We start from the raw sequence: 22,847 nt of genomic DNA, 5'->3' as shown, positions 1-22,847 counted from the left end.
GTCGTGTAAAAACACTATTGATTACATAGTAAATTACTATTTTTTTTAACTATTTACAAGGTAGTTGTGTTTATGTGTTTAGAATATAACAATTTAAAGGTGTTTTTCCCTACTTTTTGACTAGGGTTATGATTTTTATGTGCGGAAATTAATTTGCTTACGGCCTGAAATAGCGTATCTTTGTCGGTCATCAGTATATTAGGATTAGATACATGAAAAACATTAGAAATTTTTGCATTATTGCGCACATTGATCACGGTAAAAGTACCTTAGCCGATCGTTTGTTGGATTATACGCAAACGGTAACGGAACGAGAAAAGCAAGATCAATTATTGGATAGTATGGATTTGGAGCGCGAGCGTGGTATTACCATTAAATCGCATGCAATTCAAATGGAGTATACTCATGAAGGTGAAGAGTATATCTTTAATTTAATTGACACTCCTGGTCACGTAGACTTTTCGTACGAAGTGTCACGTTCTATTGCGGCTTGTGAAGGAGCATTGTTAATTGTAGATGCTGCGCAAAGTATTCAGGCACAAACAATATCTAATTTGTATTTGGCCCTAGAAAATGATTTAGAGATTATTCCGGTGTTGAACAAAGTAGATTTACCAAGTGCGAATCCTGAGGAAGTTACTGATGATATTGTTGATTTATTAGGTTGTGACCCAGAAGATGTTATTCCTGCCAGTGGAAAAACTGGGTTTGGAGTTGATAAAATTCTAGAGGCGATCATCGATCGAATTCCTGCACCAAAAGGAAATCCTGATGCACCGTTAAAAGCCTTGATCTTTGATAGTGTTTATAACTCATACCGAGGAATTGAAACCTATTTCCGTATACTTGACGGTTCTATTAAAAAGAATCAGAAGATTAAGTTTATGGCTACGGGCAAGGAGTATTTTGCCGATGAGGTTGGAACTTTAAAATTGAATCAAGTACCTAAAAAAGAAATTAAAACCGGAGATGTAGGTTACCTAATTACTGGTATTAAAACAGCGAAAGAGGTTAAAGTTGGTGATACAATTACCGATTTTGTGAACCCTACCGAAGAAGGAATTGCTGGTTTCGAGGATGTAAAGCCAATGGTATTTGCAGGGATTTATCCGGTAGATACTGAAGATTATGAAGAACTTCGTGCTTCTATGGAAAAACTGCAGTTGAACGATGCTTCGTTGGTGTTCCAGCCAGAGAGTTCTGCTGCACTTGGATTTGGATTCCGTTGTGGATTCTTAGGAATGTTACACATGGAAATTATTCAAGAGCGTTTAGAAAGAGAATTTAATATGACCGTGATTACCACGGTTCCCAACGTGTCGTACCACGCGTATACCAACAAAGAACCGGATGAGATTATCATTGTAAACAATCCGTCTGATTTACCAGACCCATCAAAACTAAACCGAGTAGAGGAGCCGTTTATCAAAGCTTCGATCATTACTAAATCGGATTTTGTGGGGCAGGTAATGAGCTTGTGTATCGAAAAGAGAGGGCAGATTGTGAATCAAACGTATTTGACACCGGAACGTGTTGAGTTGATTTTTGAAATGCCGTTGGCAGAGATCGTTTTCGATTTCTACGATAGACTTAAAACAGTTTCGAAAGGTTATGCTTCGTTCGATTATCACCCAATAGGAATGAAGAAATCCAAGTTGGTACGTGTAGATATGCTCTTAAATGGACAGTCGGTTGATGCCTTATCATCGTTATTACACGCCGACAATGCCTATAATATCGGTAAGCGAATTTGTGAGAAATTAAAAGAATTGATTCCTCGACAACAATTTGATATCCCTATTCAGGCAGCAATTGGAGCTAAAATTATTGCGCGTGAAACGGTAAAAGCCCTGAGAAAAGACGTAACAGCCAAGTGTTATGGAGGGGATATTTCACGTAAGCGTAAATTATTAGAAAAACAGAAAAAAGGTAAAAAGCGTATGCGCCAAGTAGGAAATGTAGAAATTCCACAACAGGCGTTTATGGCGGTACTAAAACTTAACGATTAATACAAAAAGCTCCTTGAAAAAGGAGCTTTTTTAGTGTTCTAACCATTTTCTGAATTCTGCCGTATTTGACGAGCTGGTCATTACCTTGTCGTGATGGCCTTCTAAACTGATGAGTAGGCGGTTTTTAAAATGACTTTCGATGGCCGTGATGGCATCAATATGAACCAGTTCACTGCGATTGATTTTAAAGAATTTTTGAGGGTTTAACTGCTTGGCTACAGCACCTAATGTTTGAGAGATGGTATGGCGTTGTCCGCTTTTATCTGTGGCGATGCAAAAATCACCGGAAGCATTTACCAAGCTGATATCCGTTACGTTCAGGAGTTGAATACCTGTGGGTTTTTTAATTACAAACCTTTTCTTGTAGGTGTTGTATTCTTGGTGGAGTGCCGACTTTAGGTGATGCAAGGTGTTTTTATTGAGTGTTTTGTAGCTTCCGCTTTTAAAGAGTACCTGATATTTTTCGATGGCTTTTCTAAAGTCCGCCTTGGTATAAGGTTTTAAAATATAGGCAATACCATTGGTGTCAAAAGCTTTGAACAAGTAATTGTCATGAGCTGAACAAAAAATAATAGGGCAATTACTTGGGTGGGCATCGAATAAATCAAAAGATATTCCATCGAGTAACTGAATGTCTGAAATGATAAAATCGTAGTCGTGCTGGTTAAGTAAGGCTTGTCCTTCGCTAATCGAGCGCCCCCAATGATGTTCGTGGTCACTTGTAGGGTACAAATCCGCTAAATAGGAGGCTAACTTCTGGTATGCCGGTATTTCATCTTCTAAAATAAGTACTTTCATAATATGCCGTTAAGAGGTCAGTTTGATAATTGGGATGCTAACTGAAAATTCGTCTTGACTCGATCGTATGCGAACCGGTAAATCGGTAAAATGTCGGTACCTAGTTTTTAGGTTTTCTAATCCGGTACCAAATGAGATTTCCGGAGTTTTAATGGTCGATCTAGTATTGGTGATGGTAATGCTGTTTGCTGAATAGCTAAGTTGCGTTTTTATTGGTTGATGTTGTGGTTTATTGTGTTTAACAACATTTTCGAGCAAGGTTTGCAAGGCTCCTGTGGGTAAAAATAAGTCGTCGGCGAGTTCCGGAAGTGCCAGGTCAAATTGGTAGTCGTTTGCAAATCTCGTTTGGATGAGAAATATGTAATTTCTGGCGAGGTTTACCTCTTCTTGGAGTTCCATGACTTCGCTGTCTTTGGTTTGAATTAAATAGCGATATATCAACGACAGCTTGTTAATGTATTCCTTGGCTTTTTCAGGGTCACTGTCTATCAAGGAGTCGAGCGTGTTTAAGTTGTTAAACAGAAAATGTGGGTCTATTTGCGAACGCAGTAGCTTGAGCTCATTTTCTTTTTGTTGTTTTTCTATTTTTAACAGGTTGTTTTGACCTTCGTAGAATTTTTTTGTGAGTAATAAGGCAAACGGAAAGGCCATTTCTTCTGCACTTTTATCGATCATTAAACGAACGAATTCAAGCCCCAAAGGGAACTTACTCCAATCGTTGCCACCGGTCCAAAACCCGATGGTATAATCGATACTCGTGATGCTAATCATCACTACTAGTCCAACGATGGTGTAGCGCAGGTATTTTTTTTCTTCTACCATTCTGGGAATGAGCCAAAATACAAAAATGGCAATGCTGGTTGTGAGCGTTAGGGCTTCAACGGGGAAGTCAATAAGGTACTCTCTTAAATACGCATTGCGTTGAGCGTATTTGTATGACTGTATAGAAAACGATATTAGAAAGTATGCCAAAAGCAAGTAAATGTCCGATCTGTTAAGCTTACTATTCATAATTAATTATTGTTATCTATTCGGTTTTCTTCTTCTTCTGATCCCGTTCGGGCTGCTTTTTTCTTTCCAAATTTACTTCCAAAACTGTAGCGAATGCTCAGTTGGATATTTTGTCTCGATTGATTGCTCTCAAGGGCAGCATTGATGTTGTTATAGTTAATTCCTCCAACGTAACCGCGATTGAGCATTTTATAAAAGCCTAAATTTACTTTTAATTTATCATTCATGAATTTTTTTCCGAAAGAAAAGTTGAGATCTGCAAACCAATTGATATCAGCACCTCCGTCCAAAGCACCGGTACCGTAGTTTCCGTTGAGCTCTGCTTGGATATTCCAAGGTAAGTTATAGCTAGCATGAGTAAACCAAATGAGATTCCATTTAGAGAGGTTTAGGGTGTATTTATCGGAAGTGAATTTGTTGTAGTTGACGATAACTCCTGTATAGCCTTCTAGCTTTTTAATGAAACTCAACGGTGCAAAAAGGCGAAAATTCCAATGATTGCGTTGGTCCAAATTGATGGTGCGTCGGCTGATTTCAGCGGTGCTGTCGTTTTGGGAAATGAGTCGGAACATGGCGTCTTTTGACTGGCTGTATCCAACGGTAAAAAACGGTTGCCCTTTAAAACTTAGGTTGAATTGGTAGTTGTGCGTAAAGGTAGGGCGGAGGTTGGCATTACCTACCTCTGACGACAGTGGGTCGTAATAGGTAACAAAGGCATTTAAGGTATTGTAGCTCGGTCGTCGAATGCGATAACTATACGATAGGGTGCTGGCTAATGAAGTTCCCATTTTTTTGGTCAAAGAAGCACTCGGGAAAAGCTTTGAGATGACGCGTGACTGCACGCTGTTTGGGTTGGTGGCAGTTCCTTTGGTGTTGCTGTGTTCGTACCGAAGACCTCCAGAAAAAGTCCATTGTTCAGTGGCGATGCGCAATTTGGAATACAAGGCACTGATGTTTTCGTCAATGAGGAATTGATTGCTTTGGTCGGCTTGGAACTGAAACCCTCCAGCAGCACCAGTATAGGCTTTTAAATCGTTATCCGTAGCAACCAAGGCTACTTTAGATCCTACACTTAGTTGAAATGTATCGTTAAAAGTACGCTTGTAATCCATTCTGAAGGTATTGATGGTATAGGCACCAGCTTGCTGATACTGCCTGGCAGTTACCGGAACCGTTCCTCCTTTTTGATAGATGGCATTGAGGTTGTCAGTGCGGTAATTCACGTGATTGTAATCGAATACCAGTTTGTGATGCTCGTTATTGAATTCGTAATAGGGGTTGATATTAAATACCTTTAAGTCTCGATCAAAACTGTTTTCCGAGCGCAAGGTTTGTGTGGTTCCATTTTCGGAAATGTGAGTGATGCTTGAGGAAATGCGTTCCGAATCGGTGCCCGTTCGTCCAAAATCCAATCCGAGCGTATGTTCGTCATTGAGGTAGTAATCCAGGTGGGTACCGAATCGAAGACTTTTTGGATTGTAAGGTTCGCGAGTAGCTTGGTCGTATACTGCGGACTGGACTTGGCGTTTTATAAAGAGGTCTTCTCTCCAGGTAGGACTCGAGTACCCCAATGACAGTTGCCAGTTCAGTTTGTTTTTATAACTGGCCAAGGAAGCCGAACTACCGTATTCAAGTCCTTGGTCTCTACCTATCCAGCTATTGATACTTCCGTGAGTGCCCAGTTGAATATTTTTCTTTAAAATAATATTGATGATGGGGCCAGAACCTTCTGCATCGAATTCAGCTCCGGGTTGTTCAATGAGTTCAACCTTGGCAATATTATCGGCTGGAAGATCGCGGAGCAGGGAGTTCAGATCCATGTATTCCGTAGTCTTGTTATTGATGAGGATGCGTACATCGTTACGTCCGGCAAAGTTGATGCCGTTGTTGGTGACAAGTACTCCCGGTACTTTCCGCATCACGTCTTGCAGGTTGGTGTTTTGCATTTCAGATTTTTCCAGGTCAATGACAAGTTTTTCTGCTCGCTGTTGAATTACGGGACGCTTGGCCTTAATTTCTACTTCACCGAGTGTTTCTGATGATTCTTTGAGTTGAAACGAGAAGGTTTTGTGTTCGTTTAGCGTAAAGACTGCTGTTTTTTCTGAGGTGAAGCCGAGTACTGAAACTTCTAAGAGGTAATTTCCTTGCGCGAGGCTTTCAAATTGATATTGTCCTTCGTCATTGGTGACAACTCCTTTGGGAGCTCCTTTCGGGCTGGTAGGGTATACGATGATATTGGCAAAAGGTACGGGTTGTTGGGAACTGTCAGTTATAGTTCCTGAAATGTTAAATTGTGCCCAGCTGGAAAGGTGGAGAATTAGTATAAGAACAATGGTACTTAGTGTTTTCATAGGTTGCCTGTTTAGTAGGTTTGCTACAAAAGTGCAGGCTATCAGTGATTTCCAAAAGTACATTCGGCTCAACTGGGATAAAAAACCGTTGAATTGTGAGGAATGAACGCTAAAAAAAAAACGACTCGCAGAAGCGAATCGTTTAATAGGTATTTTCTAGTGGCTATTAATCTCTTCTATTCGAGGCCGCAACGAGGCGTAACACCCAGTAGGCCAAAGTAGCTAATGATCCCAAGGCAGCGACGAGATAGGTGCGAGCCGCCCATTTTAAAGCGTCTTTCGAACCAGCGAGTTCTTCTCGGGTTACCATGTGTTTTTGCTCTAACCAAGCCAGGGCTCTGTTGCTGGCATCGTATTCTACAGGTAGGGTTACCAGGCTAAACAAGGTTCCCATTGCTAACAGGGCAACTCCTCCGGCAAGTACCCAAAATCCTAAGTTGGAAGTGGCACCTAAAACAATTCCAAACATGATTAAATAATTTGAAAATTGCGAGGAAATATTGACCATAGGAACGAGGTTAGAACGCATTTCTAACCATTTGTAAGCGCGTGCGTGTTGCACGGCATGGCCTACTTCGTGAGCGGCGACGGCAGCAGCAGCGGCATTTCGTTCGTGGTATACAGCTTCGCTGAGGTTTACTGTTTTATTTTTTGGATTGTAGTGGTCTGTCAATCTTCCAGGAGTGGAAATTACTTGAACGTCGTAAATACCGTGGTCTTGTAGCATTTTCTCCGCGATTTCAGCACCACTCATATTGTTGCGCAGGCGCAAACGTGAGTACTTGTCAAATTTCTTTTTGAGGGTGTTGCTTACGGCCCAGCTCAGCAAGGCAAATACCCCAATAATGATATAATATTCTAACCCCATAAATCTTTATAATTAATGTCTAAATAAATTCTATTTACTTAATACCTTTACAGCACAAATTATTCCATAATATAAGAACTTTAAATAAGCTGTCAAAATGGCAAAGAAACCATCTATATTAATCGTATATACAGGAGGAACCATTGGAATGGTTAAGGATTACGAAACAGGAGCCCTTCGCGCTTTTGATTTTAGTCAGATTTCGAGTAAGATTCCGGAATTGCAACATTTACATTGTAGTATTGATACCATTTCGTTTGAAGACCCAATTGATTCTTCAAACATGAACATCGACTATTACATTCAGATTGCAGAGATGATTGCAAAAAATTACCACGACTACGATGGCTTTGTTGTATTGACAGGTTCCGATACGATGTCGTATACCTCTTCGGCCATTAGTTTTATGTTCGAAAATTTGCAGAAACCCGTGATTTTTACGGGGTCGCAGTTGCCAATTGGCGACTTGCGCACGGATGCTAAGGAGAATTTGATTACTTCGGTACAAATAGCTGCGGCCCAGGAAAATGGGAGTCCAGTGATTCAAGAAGTAGGATTGTATTTTGAATACAAACTGTACCGAGCGAATAGAACGACCAAAATAAGTGCCGAACAATTTGAAGCGTTTTCTTCTATGAACTATCCACCACTCGTAGAGAGCGGTGTGCACTTAAACTTTAACTATCCTTTATTACTGCGTCCTGAAGGAAAGGCTGAGGACTTGATATTTAGAAAAAAGTTAGACAATAATATAGCCATACTCAAGCTCTTTCCAGGAATTACGGAACGCGTGGTGCGCAGCTACCTGCAAATTGAAGGACTTAAAGGTATTATTTTGGAAGCCTATGGTGCCGGGAATGCTCCGTCAGAACCTTGGTTTTTGGAGATTCTTAAAGAGTTTCAAGAGCAGGGGATTTACGTAGTAGATATTACCCAGTGTGAAGGAGGAAGTGTTATACTAGGGCATTACGAAACGAGTGCAGCCTTGAGAAACCTCGGAGTTATCAACGGTAAGGACATCACAACCGAGACTGCAGTAGCAAAAATGATGTATTTACTAGGTGAAAACCTGACAAAATCGGAATTTAAGCGATATTTCGAGCAAGCATTGCGTGGTGAGATGAGTAATTAAGGGAATGAAATTGTTAATTAATTTAAAATAACTGTTTGAATATCAAAAAATAAAGGGGAACTGTTAATGTTGATATATAAAACCGTTAATTTTTTTTTAAGAACCAACATTTTTTTGTTACTTGCCACTCTGAAAATAAAAATCTGCAATAACTGCGGGTAAAACCTGCACTTCTTATTGTTTTTTTATTAAAATCATAGTAAAATTTGTATTTTTAACCCGTTAACTATTTAAAATTAATTATAACAAAATGAAAAAAGTAGTAAATATCCTAACTGTAGCAGGATTTATGTTCTTAGGAGCTATTCAATCAACTTACGCTCAAGATGCAGCGGAAAAGACTTTTCACCAGGAGTTAAAGCAACGTTTCATCGAGGGGGATCCTAAGTTTATGGGGGTAGTATTAGTAGCATTAATCTTAGGATTAGCTATCGCTATCGAAAGAATTATATACTTAAACATGGCTACTACAAACACTAAGAAATTAGTTGCTAACGTAGACGAGGCATTGAGTTCAGGTGGTGTAGAGGCTGCTAAGGAAGTTTGTAGAAACACAAAAGGTCCTGTTGCTTCTATCTTTTACCAAGGATTAGAAAGAGCTGATGAAGGATTAGAAGCTGCTGAAAAAGCTGTAGTTGGATACGGAGGAGTTCAAATGGGATTATTAGAGAAAAACGTTTCTTGGTTATCTTTATTTATCGCATTAGCACCGATGTTAGGATTTATGGGAACTGTAATTGGTATGATCGAGGCCTTCGATAGAATTGCAGTATCGAATGATATCTCTCCAGCAGTAGTAGCAGGTGGTATTAAGATTGCACTTTTAACAACTGTATTCGGTCTTATCGCTGCGATTATCTTACAGATTTTCTACAACTATATCATCTCTAAAGTAGATAGCATCGTAAACAACATGGAAGATGCTTCAATCTCTTTAATCGATTTATTAGCTAAGTACAAAAAATAAGAATAGAATATGAATATTAATAAAATTTTAACCGTACTGGTAGCCATACTTTCTATTACTGGAGTTGCGATGTATATCAACGTATCTTCAATTGATAAAGAGGAGGTAGCTGCATTAGATAGCGCCGTATCGATGTTAGTATCGTATTCTTTTTATCTTTTTATAATAGTAGTATTAGTAGCAGTGTTGGCTTCTCTTTGGGGAATGCTTAAAAATCCAGCTGCTTTAAAGAAGACTTTATTAGGTTTAGTAGCCCTAGGAGTAATCTTTGTGATTTCTTATATTTTATCATCAGATACTCAAGTTTTAGGAGCTGATGGAAATGTTTTAACTCCACAAGGAGACGTTTCTAAGTGGGTAGGTACAGGAATTACCTATAGTATCGTTTTAGGTGCTGTTGCAGGGTTTTTCTTTGTATGGGATTTATTGAAAGGACTAGTTAAATCGTAAGCAGATATGGCAAGAAGAGAAAACCCAGAAATTAATGCAGGTTCGATGGCAGATATTGCCTTCTTGCTCCTTATCTTTTTCCTTGTAACTACTACAATGGACGTGGATTCAGGTATCCCTAAAAAGTTAGCTGAAAAGACAGTTGTGGACCCACCAGTTGTAAAAGAGAAAAACATATTCCAAGTAAGTATCAACCGAAACAACCAGTTGTTTGTTGAGGGAGATGTAATGGAATTGAAAGACCTTAAAGCTGCCGCTATCAAGTTTATTGACAACGGTGGAGGTAAAGGTAACCCAATCGGTGGAGTAGGAGAATCATTACCATGTGATTACTGTAAAGGGGAAAGAAACCCAGAATCATCAGATCACCCTAACAAAGCAATTATTGCTGTGGAGAGTGATAGAGGTACTGAGTACGGAACGTATGTAGCTGTTCAGGACGTTTTGTTAAGTGCTTATACGGAATTGCGTAATAGATTAGCACAAGAGAAATACGGAAGAAGCTACACAGAACTTGAAAAAGCATTTAAAGATAGTGCCAATAAGAATCTTGATTTAAAAGCGAAAGTAAAGTATATCAAAGATAGGTATCCACAAGTTGTTACCGATTCTGAGCCAACAAGTGTAAAATAATAACGTTAAAACAAGGAGTATGTCTAAGTTTAAAAAGAAGAAAAAAGGATTGCCAGCGTTATCGACGGCATCTTTACCGGATATCGTTTTCATGTTATTATTCTTCTTCATGGTAACTACTACAATGAGAGAAACCGATTTAGCGATCGAAAACCCTCGTTTACCTCAAGCTTCAGAAGTGAAGAAATTAGAGCGTAAAAGTTTAGTAAGTACAATCTATGTTGGAAAGGCTAAGGATAGCAAATACGGTGACGGATACAACAGAATTCAGTTAAATGATAAAATCGGAACTCCAGAAGACGTTCCTGCTTTTATCTTAAATGAAAGAGGTAACCAAGCAGAGGAAGATGTTCCTTTTATGACCACTTCGATCAAAGCTGACAAAGAATCTAGTGTAGGTACTTTGGCAGATATTAGAGAGAAGTTGAGAGATGTAAACGCTCTTAAATTGAGCTTGTCTACGCATAAAGGAAGCAACATTCCTAAATAAAACTGCTTTGACAGTATACAAAAAAGTGCCTTCGTTTTCGAAGGCACTTTTTTTTGTGCAATTTTTTAAGCGGAAAACGTTGTACTAGTGTAACTTTGTTTTTATGAAAAAATGGATGTCTTTTTGTTTCTTTTTAGTGGCGAGTACCTTGCTTGCTCAAAAAGATTCACTCCGTGTCGGAGATCGTTATTGGGAAGATCAATTGTACTTGAATGTGAGTTATAATGTGCTGCAAAATCAGCCAGATCCCTTGGCTATGAGTAGTTTTTCGTACGGACTATCCGGTGGGTATATACGCGATATTCCCCTGTTGAACAACGGACAACTAGGAGTGGGGATAGGAGCCGGCTACGCCTACGATTCGTTTAATCACGATTTGATGCCAGTCCAGACCAATTCAGGTTTCGTTTTTCAGAAGAAAACCGATAAAGTAACCAATAATAAACTCCGATTACACAGTGTTGACATCCCGATACAGCTGCGATTTAGAACTTCGGAGGCCAATAAGTATACGTTTTGGAGAGTGTATGCAGGGTTGACCATCAGTTACACTTTTGGTCATAATTTTACCTATGATTTGGATGGGAGCCCCGTAAAGTTTAACGCCGTTCCTAATTTTAATAAATTGCGTTATGGTTTACAGTTGTCAGCAGGGTATGGTACGTTTAATTTCTACGCGTACTACGGCCTGACACCACTCTTTAAAAATACGAGTCTCACCACAGGTGAGCCCTTAGAAACTAGGATCCTTAAATTGGGCTTGAGTTTTTATTTATTATAAACCAAAGTAGACAAGAAACTGACAGCTGAAGCCTAAAAAGAACCCGATGTATACCTCGCGAGTAGTATGTGCTTTTAAATGCAGTCGGGCAGCAGCTAAAAATCCGGAAAGGATTACAAATACCGCTACTACTGCCAAGGTGCTTACTTGGTGTATGAGCTGAAATACTAAGAAGTATGCAGTAGCACCTCCCATAGACATCAAGTGTAAACTTGATTTTAAGCCGGTATAGAACAAAAAGTAGGTAATGATGAGTGCAAGTACGATTCCGTAAAAAAGATAGCTTAAATCGCGTACTATGGCTAATTGACTAAACAGTCGGCCCAGAAAATACAGCAAGGTAATCATAAAAAATAGTGGAATCTTCCTCTCTTTGATACTAAATACCTCAAAACTCTTAATCAATCCTACGGATTTCAAAAAGAATAACAGGAGTAACGGAATGATGTAGGTTGCGATAAACACGATGCCCAATACAGTGAATTGCTGGTCTTTGTTCATACTCATTGGTGAGAGTATAAAGTACAGTAAAATTCCAATTGTAGGCATTACAATTGGGTGTAATAGGGCGGAGAGGAGTTTGGGCCAGCGCATAGCGTTATATTTCTTTTCGTAAACGCGCAACGGGGATGTCTAATTGCTCTCGGTATTTGGCAACCGTTCTGCGGGCAATAGGATAGCCCTTTTCCTTGAGTATTTTTGAAAGTTTCTCGTCCGTTAGAGGTTTGCGCTTATCCTCTTCGGCAATCACCGTTTCTAGTATTTTCTTGATTTCTCTTGTCGACACGTCTTCACCTTGATCATTCTTCATCGATTCAGAGAAAAATTCCTTGATCAGTTTGGTTCCATAAGGAGTGGTCACGTATTTACTGTTGGCCACCCTCGACACGGTAGAAACGTCCATACTGATGGTATCGGCAATATCTTTTAAAATCATCGGTTTGAGCTTGCGCTCATCACCAGATAAAAAGTATTCCTCTTGGTATTGCATTATGGCGTTCATGGTGATTAGCAACGTTTGTTGTCGCTGTTTAATAGCGTCGATAAACCACTTCGCTGCGTCGAGTTTTTGTTTGATAAACATCACGGCATCCTTCTGTGCCTTGCTCTTTTCCTTGGTGTCTTGATAGCCTTTCAGCATGTCGTTGTACGCTCTGGAAACGTGCAGCTCAGGAGCATTTCTGGCATTTAAGGTCAGTTCTAAGTTTCCTTCAATGATGCGAATGGTAAAGTCAGGTACTATTTGTTCGGCTATCTTGTTGTTTCCAGCATAAGAGCTCCCTGGCTTTGGATTGAGTTTGGCGATCTCACTGATCACATCGCGAAGCTCTTCTTCTGTGATGTTGAATTTTTCTTGTAATTTCTTGTAGTGCTTTTTTACAAAATGGTCAAAGGCGTCCTCCAAGATTTTTATTGCGAGCTCCCTGCTAGCTTCTTGACTTTTTGCCTTGAGCTGGATAACTAAACAGTCTTTTAAATTTAAAGCACCTACGCCAATAGGGTCGAGTTTTTGAACTACTTCGGTTAAAATTCGCGCGACTTCTTGTTCTTCTGTGAAAATATTTTGCGTAAATGCGAGGTCGTCAACGATGTCAATAAGTTCGCGGCGGATATATCCGCTATCGTCGATACTCCCTACTAAAAATTCAGCAATGGCACGTTCTTGTTCGTTTAAACGGTACGTGTTTAATTGGGCTTTCAACGACTGATGAAAGCTCATCCCTGCCGCATAAGGAACTTGTTTTTCTTCGTCGTCAGAAGAGTAGTTATTGGCTTGGGTTTTATAACTCGGGTACTCATCATCACTTAAGTACTCGTCTATGTTGATGTCTTGAGTGTCAATTTTTTCATTGCCAGTATCATCGTAGTCAACCTCATTGTCGAACTGGTCGTCAAAACTATCGCTTTCCTCTTTTCCCGTATCCAAGGCAGGATTTTCTTCAATTTCCTGCTTTAGGCGCTCTTCAAAGGCCTGGGTAGGTAATTGTATCAATTTCATCAACTGAATTTGTTGAGGCGATAGTTTTTGAAGTAATTTGTGCTGTAAACTCTGTTTTAACATAGTTACAAATATATGAATTCGCAAAAAATAAAATCGCCATTCCGAAAGGAATGACGATTGTAACTAGTAAGTTTTATGATTTTTTTAGAACTCTGCATTTTGAGGGGTTCTCGGAAAAGGAATCACATCTCTAATGTTCCCCATTCCGGTAGTGAACAATACCAAACGCTCAAACCCTAAACCGAATCCTGAATGTACTGCAGTTCCGAATTTACGAGTATCGAGGTACCACCACAATTCTTCTTCTTCAATCTCTAAGGCCGCCATTTTCTCTTTGAGCACGTCTAAACGCTCTTCTCGTTGCGATCCTCCTACCATTTCTCCAATACCAGGGAACAATACATCCATGGCACGTACTGTTTTACCATCTTCGTTTAAACGCATGTAGAAAGCCTTAATACTCGCTGGATAATCAAACAAGATTACAGGACACTTAAAGTGCTTTTCTACTAAATAACGCTCGTGCTCTGATTGTAAATCCGCTCCCCATTCTTCAATTGGGAATTGGAATTTCTTCTTTTTGTTCGGCTTTGAATTCTTTAAGATATCAATCGCCTCTGTATACGACACGCGCTTAAAGTTATTGTCAACAACAAAATGTAGTTTTTCTAATAATGACATTTCACTGCGTTGTGCCTGTGGTTTCGATTTTTCTTCTTGAGTTAAACGCGTATCCAAGAAGGCCAAGTCTTCCTTACAGTTATCGAGTACGTATTGCAACACGTATTTGATAAAGTCTTCTGACAAGTCCATGTTGGCGTCTAAGTCGTTGAAAGCTACCTCTGGCTCAATCATCCAAAACTCCGCTAAATGACGGGTTGTGTTTGAATTTTCTGCTCTAAAGGTAGGTCCAAAGGTATAAACTTTCCCCAATGCCATAGCATAGGTTTCTGCTTCTAATTGTCCTGATACCGTCAAGTTGGTTTCTTTTCCGAAGAAATCTTGACTGTAATCTACTTTACCTTCTTCGTTTAAAGGCGCCTTATTTGTTTCAAATTGGCTAACCTTGAACATTTCACCAGCTCCTTCAGCATCAGAACCCGTAATAATTGGGGTGTTAACGTAGAAGAATCCGTTTTGTTGGAAATATTGGTGTACCGCAAACGACAGTGCCGAACGCACGCGCATTACTGCACTAAAAGTGTTGGTACGAACGCGAAGGTGAGCATTTTCACGTAAAAACTCAAAACTGTGCTTTTTAGGTTGAATAGGATACTCCTCTGGATTTGAGTCACCGAGAATTTCAAGATTGCTAACATTAATCTCTACTTTCTGACCCTTACCCTGACTTTCTTCTAACGTACCCGTGATGCTTACGGCAGCACCGGTAGTAATTCTTTTAAGCAATGCTTCGTCAGTATTCTCAAAATCTACAACACATTGGATATTATTAATAGTCGAACCGTCATTTAGAGCAATAAAACGATTGCTTCTAAAGGTTCTCACCCATCCTTTTACATGTACTTCCTGTAAAAACTTATCCGATTGTAATAGTTCTTTTACGTTACTTCTGTTCATTATTTCTTAAATTCTTGTATAAAAACAAGCAAAGATACTTTTTTGCTACAAATTGAGCAACGAACAGGGTATAAGTTTATTTGTCTTCTTTAGGTGGTAAAATTTTGAAGTTCGTTTCCTTGAGTACTTTTTTATTGGCAATCTTCTTTTCGAACGATAGCAATAGCGATGGCAACAACAATAGGTTAGAAACCATAGCGAGTAACAAGGTCACTGAAACCAATCCTCCTAGAGCGATGGTACCACCAAAACTAGATACTGTAAATACTAAAAAGCCAAAGAAGAGTACGATAGAGGTATAAAACATACTCACCCCAGTTTCGCGTAAAGCTGCATACACTGCGGGTTTAATTTTCCAGTTGTTTGCCAGCAGTTCTTGTCGGTATTTTGCCAAGAAGTGTATGGTGTCGTCCACAGATATTCCGAAGGCTATACTGAACACGAGGATGGTCGATGGTTTGATAGGGATGTCAAAGAAGCCCATGAGTCCCGCTGTAATGAGCAGTGGAAGCATGTTTGGGATCAGTGAAATCAAAATCATTTGAGGTGAACGGAACATCCACGCCATGAATATAGAAATCAGTACGATTGCTAAGGATAGTGAAATCACGAGGTTCTTGATCAGGTAGTTGGTTCCCTTTAAGAATACCAACGCCTTACCGGTAAGTGAAACTTTGAATTTGCTATCCGGAAACTGTCGCTTAATAACTGCCTGCAGACGCTCTTGTATAATGTCCATCTTGTCCGTTCCTATGTCCTTCATAAAGGTCGTAATACGAGCGTAACGTCCGGTAGCATCGACAAAGTTTTTTAGCATGTCCGCATTGCTTTTTGAGTTCTTGGTATAGGCCAGTATATAGGTCTTTTCCTGACTCGTAGGCAATTGATAGTACTTGGGGTTTCCGTTGTAAAAAGCCTGTTTAGAATACTTTACTAAATTGGTCACCGCTATTGGTTTTGACAATTCAGGGAAGGTTTCTATGGTTTCGTTGAGTTTTTCAATCTTTTTGAGAGTAGACAGTTTCATCACTCCTTTTTCGCGTTTGGTGTCGATTAAAATCTCTAAGGGCATGATCCCTCCAAACTCGTGTTCGAAAAACTTGATGTCTTTATAAAATTGTTTACCGCGAGGCATGTCTTCAATCAAACTTCCAGAAACGCGGATTTGATACAACCCAATCATACTTAAAATAATTACGATAACGGTTGTGATATAAATGCTAATTCGGTGTCCTTTTACGGTGCGCTCCATCCAATTTACTACGTCTTCCATCCACCTTTTTTCTAGGTGGTTTAGGTGCTTCTTTTCAGGAAGCGGCATAAAACTGTAGATGATAGGGATAATCAGAAGCGCTAAAATAAAGATGCTGATGATGTTTACGGAGGCTAAAATTCCGAATTCGCGCAGCAACTGACTTTTGACAAATACAAACGTGGCAAAACCAGAGGCCGTAGTAATGTTGGTCATCAAGGTCGCATTACCGATTTTAGAAATAACGCGTTGCAACGATTTTGCTTGATTTCCGTGTTTCTTTACTTCTTGCTGGTATTTGTTGATTAAGAATACGGCATTAGGAACTCCGATTACGATGATTAACGGCGGAATAAGTGCTGATAATACTGTGATTTCGTAGCGGAACCACCCGATAAATCCGAAGGCCCAAGTAACGCCAATGGCAACTACGAGAAGCGTAATAAAGGTAGCTCTAAACGAACGGAAAAAGAAGAAAAAGATAAGTGCTGTAATCAAGAGAGCCCCAAAAACGAAGATTCCCATTTCTTTCGTGATATTCAACGAATTTAGGGTTCTGATATAGGGCATTCCTGAAACGCGTACCTGAATACCTTCTCTTTTATTAAAGGCTTCGATGCTCGGTTTTAGAATTTCCGTAATAAAATCGGCACGAGCAGGAGTGTTGATAATATCTTTTTTGAGGTAGATTGCGGTTTGCAATACGCCTTTTTCATTGTACAAAAGATTTTCGTAGAACGGGAGTTTTTCAAAGAGTTGTTCTTTGATGGCAGCGACTTCTTCGGGTGTTTTAGGTGGTTTACTAAAGAGCGGTTCTACGATGAATTTACGGTTTTTACGATCGGCTTTCAGTTGTTTAACATCGGCGATTGAAACGGTAAAATCTACTTGATCTACTTTTTCAAATGACTTGGTTAATTGGTTCCACGCATTAAATTTCTCAGGTGTAAAAATGGTACTGTCTTTCACCCCGAGGATAATGAGGTTCCCCTCTTCACCAAAGATTTCCAAAAACTTGTTGTACTCCACGTTGGCTTCGTGGTCTGTTGGTAGGAGGTTGGCTTCCGTATACGAAAACCTCATATATTTAGTTTGGGTGACTAAAAGTCCAGTGATCACAGCAATTAGAAGTAAAACAAAGTATCGATTTCGCAAAATGAATCCTGCGATCTTAGTCCAAAACGTCATTCAAAAAAATTTTAGCAAAGTTAGGTAAATGCAACCAATTAAAGCAAAAAAAAAGAGTGTTTAAAAACACTCTTAATAAGTTATGTTTTCCGTAATTATACAGTCATAATTTCCTTTTCTTTAACGGCGAATTTCTCGTCAATAGTCTTTACGTATTGATCCGTTAAAGTCTGAATATCTCCTTCTGCGTTTTTCTTCATATCGTCAGAAGCATCTGTTTTTTTAATGTCGTTATTCGCCTCTTTACGAGCGTTTCGAACACCAACTTTAGCGTGTTCCGCTTCAGCCTTAGCCTGTTTTGCTAAATCTTTACGGCGCTCTTCAGTTAAAGGCGGAACGTTGATGATGATATTTTCACCATTGTTCATGGGGTTAAATCCTAAATTGGCAATCATGATAGCCTTTTCAATTTCTTGGAGCATGTTTTTTTCCCAAGGTTGGATAGTGATGGTACGAGCGTCAGGAGTATTGACGTTTGCAACTTGCCCTAAAGGAGTAGCAGATCCGTAGTAGTCAACTTGTACATTGGCTAACATGGCTGGTGATGCTTTTCCTGCACGAATACTGCGTAACTCTTTTTCTAAATGCTCAATGGCTTTATTCATGGCCTCTTTGGCTGAATCTAAAATAAAATCAATCTCTTCGTTCATTTTTAATCTATTTAGAGGCCTCTATTGGGATAAGAGGCATCGTATTATCATTTTAATTATTATCAACAACGGTACCAATAGGTTCTCCAGAAACTAATTTTAATAAGTTTCCTTGGGTATTCATATCAAATACGATAATTGGTAACTTGTTTTCTTCACTCAAGGTAAAGGCGGTCATATCCATAACTTTGAGGCCTTTTTCGATAACGTCTTTAAAGGTGATGTTATTGAATTTTACAGCGTCTTTGTCTTTTTCTGGATCGGCAGTATAAATTCCGTCCACGCGTGTCCCTTTTAAAATGGCATCTGCATTGATTTCGATGGCGCGAAGTACTGCAGCGGTATCTGTAGTAAAATACGGATTTCCAGTTCCAGCACCAAAAATAACCACGCGTCCTTTTTCTAAATGTCTGTTGGCACGTCGTTTAATATAAGGCTCAGCAATTTCTTTGATTTCGATAGCGGTTTGCAAACGCGTTTGAATTCCGGCATCTTCGAGGGCACTTTGCAAGGCAAGTCCGTTAATACAGGTTGCCAACATACCCATGTGGTCACCTTGAACGCGATCCATTCCATTACTAGCACCTGCGACACCGCGGAAAATATTTCCTCCACCGATAACAATTGCTACCTCAATACCTTTGTCTACGACTTGTTTTATTTCTTCAGCGTATTCTTTAAGTCTTTTAGGGTCAATTCCGTACTGACGTTCTCCCATTAAGGCTTCACCGCTCAATTTTAAAAGAATTCTCTTGTATTGCATAATTTTATTGAAAGTTGCGCAAAATTAATGAAATTTTTTCATTCTTTTTTAGGGGCATAAAAAAACCATCCTGAAAAGGATGGTTTTTATACTTTATAGAGTAGAATTACCCTAAAGTAACTCTTACGAAGTTTTGTACTTCTACTTCACCGAATGATTTAACGTACTCAGCAACAGTTTTCTTTTCGTCTTTAATGAATTTTTGATCCAATAAAGCTTGCTCTTGATCTAAAGTAGTGTTATCAGAAACGAATCTTTCCATTTTTCCTGGTAAGATTTTGTCCCAGATTTGCTCTGGTTTACCTTCTGACTTTAACTGCTCTTTAGCAGCCTCTTCAGCTTGCGCTAAAGCTTCGTCAGTTAACTGTAATCTTGAAACGAATTGAGGAACGTTCTTTAAGGTTTTCCCTAAACGACCTAATTCTTCGTTATCTTTGATGATAGCAGCAATTCTAGCTTCAGTTTCAGAAGCTACATAAGCAGGGTCGAAATCTTTGTAAGATAACGTAGTTGCACCCATAGAAGCTGCTTGCATCGCTAAGTCTTTAGTTAAAACATCAGCGTTGTCAACAGAAGAAGTTAATCCAACCATAGCAGCAATCTTACCTACGTGTGTGTAAGCACCTACGTAAGGAGCTTCAATTCTTTCGAAAGAAGTGATATCGATTTTTTCACCGATAACTCCAGTTTGCTCGATTAATTTCTCAGCAACAGTCATACCTCCAAAATCAGCAGCTAAAAACTCTTCTTTTGTTTTGCAGTTGAAAGCCACGTCAACAAACTCAGCAGCTAATTGCTTGTAAGAATCGTTTTTAGCAACGAAATCTGTTTCACAAGCTAATACGATGGCAACACCGAAAGTGTTATCCTCGCTGATTTTAGTAATAGCTACACCTTCACTTGACTCACGATCTGCTCTTTTAGCAGCGATTTTTTGTCCTTTTTTACGTAAAATCTCAATTGCTTTATCGAAATCACCTTCAGCCTCTACTAATGCTTTTTTACAATCCATCATACCGGCTCCGGTAGTTTCTCTTAATTTTTTTACGTCTGCAGCGCTAATTTTTACTGACATTTCTATCGTTATTTTTAGTGGTAAATATTTTGTTGTACAAGGTATAAAAATTTAAAGGCTCCAATGTGATGAAACCTTTAAATTAAAATTATTATGCTTCTTTTGCTGGTGCTTCAGTAGCTTCCTTTTCAGCTTTCGCTTTTTCTTTGTCAGCTTTTCTTTCAGCTAAACCTTCCGAAATAGACGCAGTAACATACGATAATACTTTGTCGATAGACTTAGAAGCATCGTCGTTCGCTGGGATTACGAAATCGATAGGTCTTGGGTCAGAGTTCGTATCAACCATCGCAAAAATTGGGATGTTTAATTTTTGAGCCTCTGCAACAGCAATGTGTTCTTTCTTAACGTCAATTACGAATAAAGCTCCTGGTAAACGAGTCATATCAGCAATTGAACCTAAGTTCTTTTCTAATTTCTCACGTTGACGGTTAATCTGTAACTTTTCTCTTTTCGATAAAGCGTCAAATGATCCATCTTGCTTCATTCTATCAATAGAAGTCATTTTCTTAACGGCTTTTCTGATAGTAACGAAGTTTGTTAACATACCACCTGGCCAACGCTCAGTAATATAAGGCATGTTTACAGCTTTCGCTTGTTCAGCTACGATGTCTTTAGCTTGCTTCTTAGTCGCAACGAATAAAATCTTACGTCCAGAGTTCGCTATTTTTTGTAAAGCTTGAGAAGCCTCGTCAATCTTAGCTGAAGTTTTATACAAATCGATGATGTGAACACCATTGCGCTCTGTATAGATGTATGGAGCCATGTTTGGGTTCCACTTTCTAGTCAAGTGTCCAAAGTGAACACCATTTTCTAATAATTCTTGAATGTTTGCCATTGTAATAATGTGTTTACGTTCTGTTTTCGCAATATTTCAGTAGGTAAATACGTCTGAAATATTTAGATACTAAACTGTTTAATAAAATTGTAAATTTTAAAAATAACAGTTCCGATAAACGATTAACGCTTAGAGAACTGGAATTTCTTACGTGCTTTCTTCTGACCAAATTTCTTACGCTCAACCATTCTTGGGTCACGAGTCAATAATCCTTCTGGCTTTAAGACTGCTTTGTTTTCTTCGTTGATTGCAACTAATGCTCTGGTAATAGCTAAACGAATTGCCTCAGCTTGTCCAGTTACACCACCTCCGTAAACGTTTACTTTGATGTCATACGCCTCTAAGTTTTCAGTTAACATTAAAGGTTGTTGAACTTTGTATTGTAAAGTTGGTGTAGTGAAATAGTTTTTAAACTCTCTCTTGTTGATAGTGATGTTTCCACTTCCTTGTGAAACATAAACACGAGCAACAGCTGTCTTTCTTCTACCTATTTTGTGTACAGTTTCCATTATTTAAGATCGTTAAGGTTAATAGCTTTTGGGTTTTGAGCTGATTGGTTGTGCTCAGTACCTGCGTAAACATATAAATTTCTGAATAACGCGCTACCTAATTTGTTTTTAGGTAACATTCCTTTTACTGCTTTCTCGATTAATCTCGTAGGATCTTTTTCGAACATTTCTGTAGCAGTAAGCGATCTTTGTCCTCCTGGGTAACCCGTGTGACGGATGTATGACTTATCAGTCCACTTTTTACCAGTTAAATTGATTTTTTCAGCGTTGATGATTACAACGTTGTCTCCACAATCTACGTGAGGAGTGAAATTTGGCTTGTACTTACCTCTAATAAGTTTTGCAACTTTAGAAGCTAAACGACCCAAAGTTTGTCCGTCCGCATCCACTAAAACCCACTCCTTGTTTACTGTAGCTTTGTTAGCTGATACTGTTTTGTAACTTAATGTGTTCATAATTACACGATTAGTTTTTGTCAAATGATTATTAAATATGTTTTTTCCTTTAAAAAGGACTGCAAAATTACAATTATTTATTTTATTGACAAATAGAACGTTAGTTTATTTACGAAAAAAGGGAATTACCACCGTAATTCCCTTTTTATTTGTCTGTATTGTTATCCTTATTCCACTTTTTGATCTAATAAATCAAAGAATTGATTTAAACGTGGAAGGATGATAATTTTTGTACGTCTGTTTTTCGCTCTGTTCGCTGGAGTATCATTTTTTACTAAAGGAACGAAACTACTTCTACCCGCTGCAATTAAACGGCTAGGCGCAACTTTGTACTTGTTTTGTAATTCGCGTACAATGGCTGTTGAACGCTTCACACTTAAGTCCCAGTTGTCTTTTAAACTAGAGTTCTTGCTAGTAGGAGTGTCATCCGTGTGTCCTTCAATCATAACGTCCATCTCTGGTTGCCCGTTTACAACAGTCGCTACTTTCTCTAATACCTTAGAGGCTTTGCTGTTGATAGTATAGCTACCGCTCTTGAATAATAATTTGTCAGAAATTGAGATGAATACTACAGTCTTTTCAACGTTTACTTCAATGTCTTCGTCGTCAATACCTTGTTGTAGTTCTTTCTTTAAGTGGAAGGCAACTACTAAGTTCAAGGAGTCTTTTTTAGAAGCGGCTGCTCTAATTTTGTTGATGTACTTGTCTTTTTTGCTTAACTGTGATAAGGTTTCTTTAATGTTGTCGTTAGCACCTTGAGTCAAAACTGTTAAGTCACCTACTTGCTTTAACGTCTGCTTTTTGTCTTTGCGCAAATCGTCTACGGTAGTTTGTAACAAAGCAGATTTTTCTTCATAGCGCTCTTTTTCAACTAAACACTTGGTTAAGTTCGTTTTAGTAGCTACTAATTCTTCCTTTGTTTTTTGATGTTCAGCCTTTAACGCATCGAGCTCCTTGGTAGAAGCACATGACGCCATTAATAAGGTCACTGCAAATAATAAAAATGCTTTTTTCATGGTTAAAAAAAATTTATTCTGATAGAAAACTAAG

Annotated in this window: 22 protein-coding genes; 7 read left to right on the top strand and 15 right to left on the bottom strand. The window is 38.9% G+C overall.

Annotation, left to right across the window (positions count from 1 at the left end; genetic code table 11):
• Positions 1-212 precede the first annotated feature (212 nt).
• Complete coding sequence (gene lepA, locus ACXAG7_RS14350; protein WP_408042401.1) at positions 213-2,009, top strand: translation elongation factor 4; 1,797 nt, start codon at positions 213-215, stop codon at positions 2,007-2,009.
• 30 nt (positions 2,010-2,039) lie between these two features.
• Here lepA and ACXAG7_RS14345 read toward each other — a convergent pair whose 3' ends face one another.
• The 4 genes from ACXAG7_RS14345 to ACXAG7_RS14330 form a co-directional block, all read right to left on the bottom strand.
• On the bottom strand, positions 2,040-2,807 hold the full coding sequence (locus ACXAG7_RS14345) for a LytR/AlgR family response regulator transcription factor (RefSeq protein WP_476667236.1): 768 nt from the start codon (positions 2,805-2,807) through the stop codon (positions 2,040-2,042).
• Between the two features lie 9 nt (positions 2,808-2,816).
• Positions 2,817-3,818, bottom strand: a complete 1,002-nt coding sequence (locus tag ACXAG7_RS14340; protein ID WP_476667235.1) for a sensor histidine kinase — start codon at positions 3,816-3,818, stop codon at positions 2,817-2,819.
• 2 nt (positions 3,819-3,820) lie between these two features.
• Positions 3,821-6,169, bottom strand: coding sequence for an outer membrane beta-barrel protein (locus ACXAG7_RS14335; protein WP_476667234.1), 2,349 nt, complete (start codon positions 6,167-6,169; stop codon positions 3,821-3,823).
• A 166-nt stretch (positions 6,170-6,335) separates the two neighbouring features.
• The gene (locus tag ACXAG7_RS14330) at positions 6,336-7,037 is read right to left on the bottom strand and encodes a zinc metallopeptidase (RefSeq protein WP_408042405.1); all 702 of its coding nucleotides are present in this window, start codon (positions 7,035-7,037) and stop codon (positions 6,336-6,338) included.
• A gap of 97 nt (positions 7,038-7,134) precedes the next feature.
• Here ACXAG7_RS14330 and ACXAG7_RS14325 point away from each other — a divergent pair, with 97 nt between their 5' ends.
• From ACXAG7_RS14325 to ACXAG7_RS14300, 6 genes are all read left to right on the top strand, one after another.
• Positions 7,135-8,169 carry an asparaginase gene (locus ACXAG7_RS14325; protein ID WP_408042406.1) on the top strand — a complete coding sequence of 345 codons (1,035 nt, stop codon included), beginning with the start codon at positions 7,135-7,137 and terminating at the stop codon, positions 8,167-8,169.
• A 250-nt stretch (positions 8,170-8,419) separates the two neighbouring features.
• On the top strand, positions 8,420-9,136 hold the full coding sequence (locus ACXAG7_RS14320; RefSeq protein ID WP_408042407.1) for a MotA/TolQ/ExbB proton channel family protein: 717 nt from the start codon (positions 8,420-8,422) through the stop codon (positions 9,134-9,136).
• A 9-nt stretch (positions 9,137-9,145) separates the two neighbouring features.
• Positions 9,146-9,586, top strand: coding sequence for a hypothetical protein (locus ACXAG7_RS14315; protein WP_408042408.1), 441 nt, complete (start codon positions 9,146-9,148; stop codon positions 9,584-9,586).
• A gap of 6 nt (positions 9,587-9,592) precedes the next feature.
• Positions 9,593-10,219: an ExbD/TolR family protein gene (locus ACXAG7_RS14310; RefSeq protein ID WP_476667233.1), complete on the top strand. Its 627-nt coding sequence runs from the start codon at positions 9,593-9,595 to the stop codon at positions 10,217-10,219.
• Between the two features lie 19 nt (positions 10,220-10,238).
• On the top strand, positions 10,239-10,709 hold the full coding sequence (locus ACXAG7_RS14305; protein ID WP_408042410.1) for an ExbD/TolR family protein: 471 nt from the start codon (positions 10,239-10,241) through the stop codon (positions 10,707-10,709).
• Between the two features lie 103 nt (positions 10,710-10,812).
• Positions 10,813-11,490: a porin family protein gene (locus tag ACXAG7_RS14300; RefSeq protein ID WP_408042411.1), complete on the top strand. Its 678-nt coding sequence runs from the start codon at positions 10,813-10,815 to the stop codon at positions 11,488-11,490.
• Here ACXAG7_RS14300 and ACXAG7_RS14295 read toward each other — a convergent pair.
• The 11 genes from ACXAG7_RS14295 to ACXAG7_RS14245 all read right to left on the bottom strand — a co-directional run bounded on the left by ACXAG7_RS14295 (position 11,485) and on the right by ACXAG7_RS14245 (position 22,813).
• A complete protein-coding gene (locus ACXAG7_RS14295; protein ID WP_408042412.1) occupies positions 11,485-12,084 on the bottom strand; it encodes a hypothetical protein in 600 nt (199 codons plus the stop codon). The two genes, ACXAG7_RS14300 and ACXAG7_RS14295, sit on opposite strands and share 6 nt — an antisense overlap.
• Positions 12,085-12,088: 4 nt before the next feature.
• Entirely contained in the window at positions 12,089-13,552 is a 1,464-nt protein-coding gene (rpoN, locus tag ACXAG7_RS14290) for an RNA polymerase factor sigma-54 (RefSeq protein ID WP_408042413.1), read from the bottom strand.
• A gap of 84 nt (positions 13,553-13,636) precedes the next feature.
• Positions 13,637-15,070 (bottom strand): asparagine--tRNA ligase, encoded by a 1,434-nt coding sequence (asnS, locus tag ACXAG7_RS14285; protein WP_408042414.1) that lies wholly within the window; start codon positions 15,068-15,070, stop codon positions 13,637-13,639.
• A gap of 76 nt (positions 15,071-15,146) precedes the next feature.
• A complete protein-coding gene (locus ACXAG7_RS14280; protein ID WP_408042415.1) occupies positions 15,147-17,510 on the bottom strand; it encodes an efflux RND transporter permease subunit in 2,364 nt (787 codons plus the stop codon).
• Between the two features lie 95 nt (positions 17,511-17,605).
• Positions 17,606-18,160: a ribosome recycling factor gene (frr, locus tag ACXAG7_RS14275; RefSeq protein WP_476667232.1), complete on the bottom strand. Its 555-nt coding sequence runs from the start codon at positions 18,158-18,160 to the stop codon at positions 17,606-17,608.
• A gap of 52 nt (positions 18,161-18,212) precedes the next feature.
• Positions 18,213-18,923, bottom strand: a complete 711-nt coding sequence (pyrH, locus tag ACXAG7_RS14270) for a UMP kinase (protein WP_408042417.1) — start codon at positions 18,921-18,923, stop codon at positions 18,213-18,215.
• Positions 18,924-19,029: 106 nt separating this feature from the next.
• A complete protein-coding gene (gene tsf, locus ACXAG7_RS14265) occupies positions 19,030-19,998 on the bottom strand; it encodes a translation elongation factor Ts (RefSeq protein ID WP_476667231.1) in 969 nt (322 codons plus the stop codon).
• A gap of 91 nt (positions 19,999-20,089) precedes the next feature.
• Positions 20,090-20,833 (bottom strand): 30S ribosomal protein S2, encoded by a 744-nt coding sequence (gene rpsB / locus ACXAG7_RS14260; protein ID WP_408042419.1) that lies wholly within the window; start codon positions 20,831-20,833, stop codon positions 20,090-20,092.
• Between the two features lie 122 nt (positions 20,834-20,955).
• Complete coding sequence (gene rpsI, locus ACXAG7_RS14255) at positions 20,956-21,342, bottom strand: 30S ribosomal protein S9 (protein ID WP_408042420.1); 387 nt, start codon at positions 21,340-21,342, stop codon at positions 20,956-20,958.
• Entirely contained in the window at positions 21,342-21,797 is a 456-nt protein-coding gene (rplM, locus tag ACXAG7_RS14250; RefSeq protein WP_408042421.1) for a 50S ribosomal protein L13, read from the bottom strand. The genes rpsI and rplM overlap by 1 nt, the downstream gene beginning before the upstream one ends.
• 167 nt (positions 21,798-21,964) lie before the next feature.
• A complete protein-coding gene (locus ACXAG7_RS14245) occupies positions 21,965-22,813 on the bottom strand; it encodes an OmpA/MotB family protein (protein WP_408042422.1) in 849 nt (282 codons plus the stop codon).
• Between the last annotated feature and the right edge of the window lie 34 nt (positions 22,814-22,847).

The organism is Tenacibaculum sp. AWR4_210, from assembly GCF_056160945.1.
Note: the sequence above shows the minus strand (reverse complement) of the source record. Positions and strands in the feature narration are given on the sequence as shown.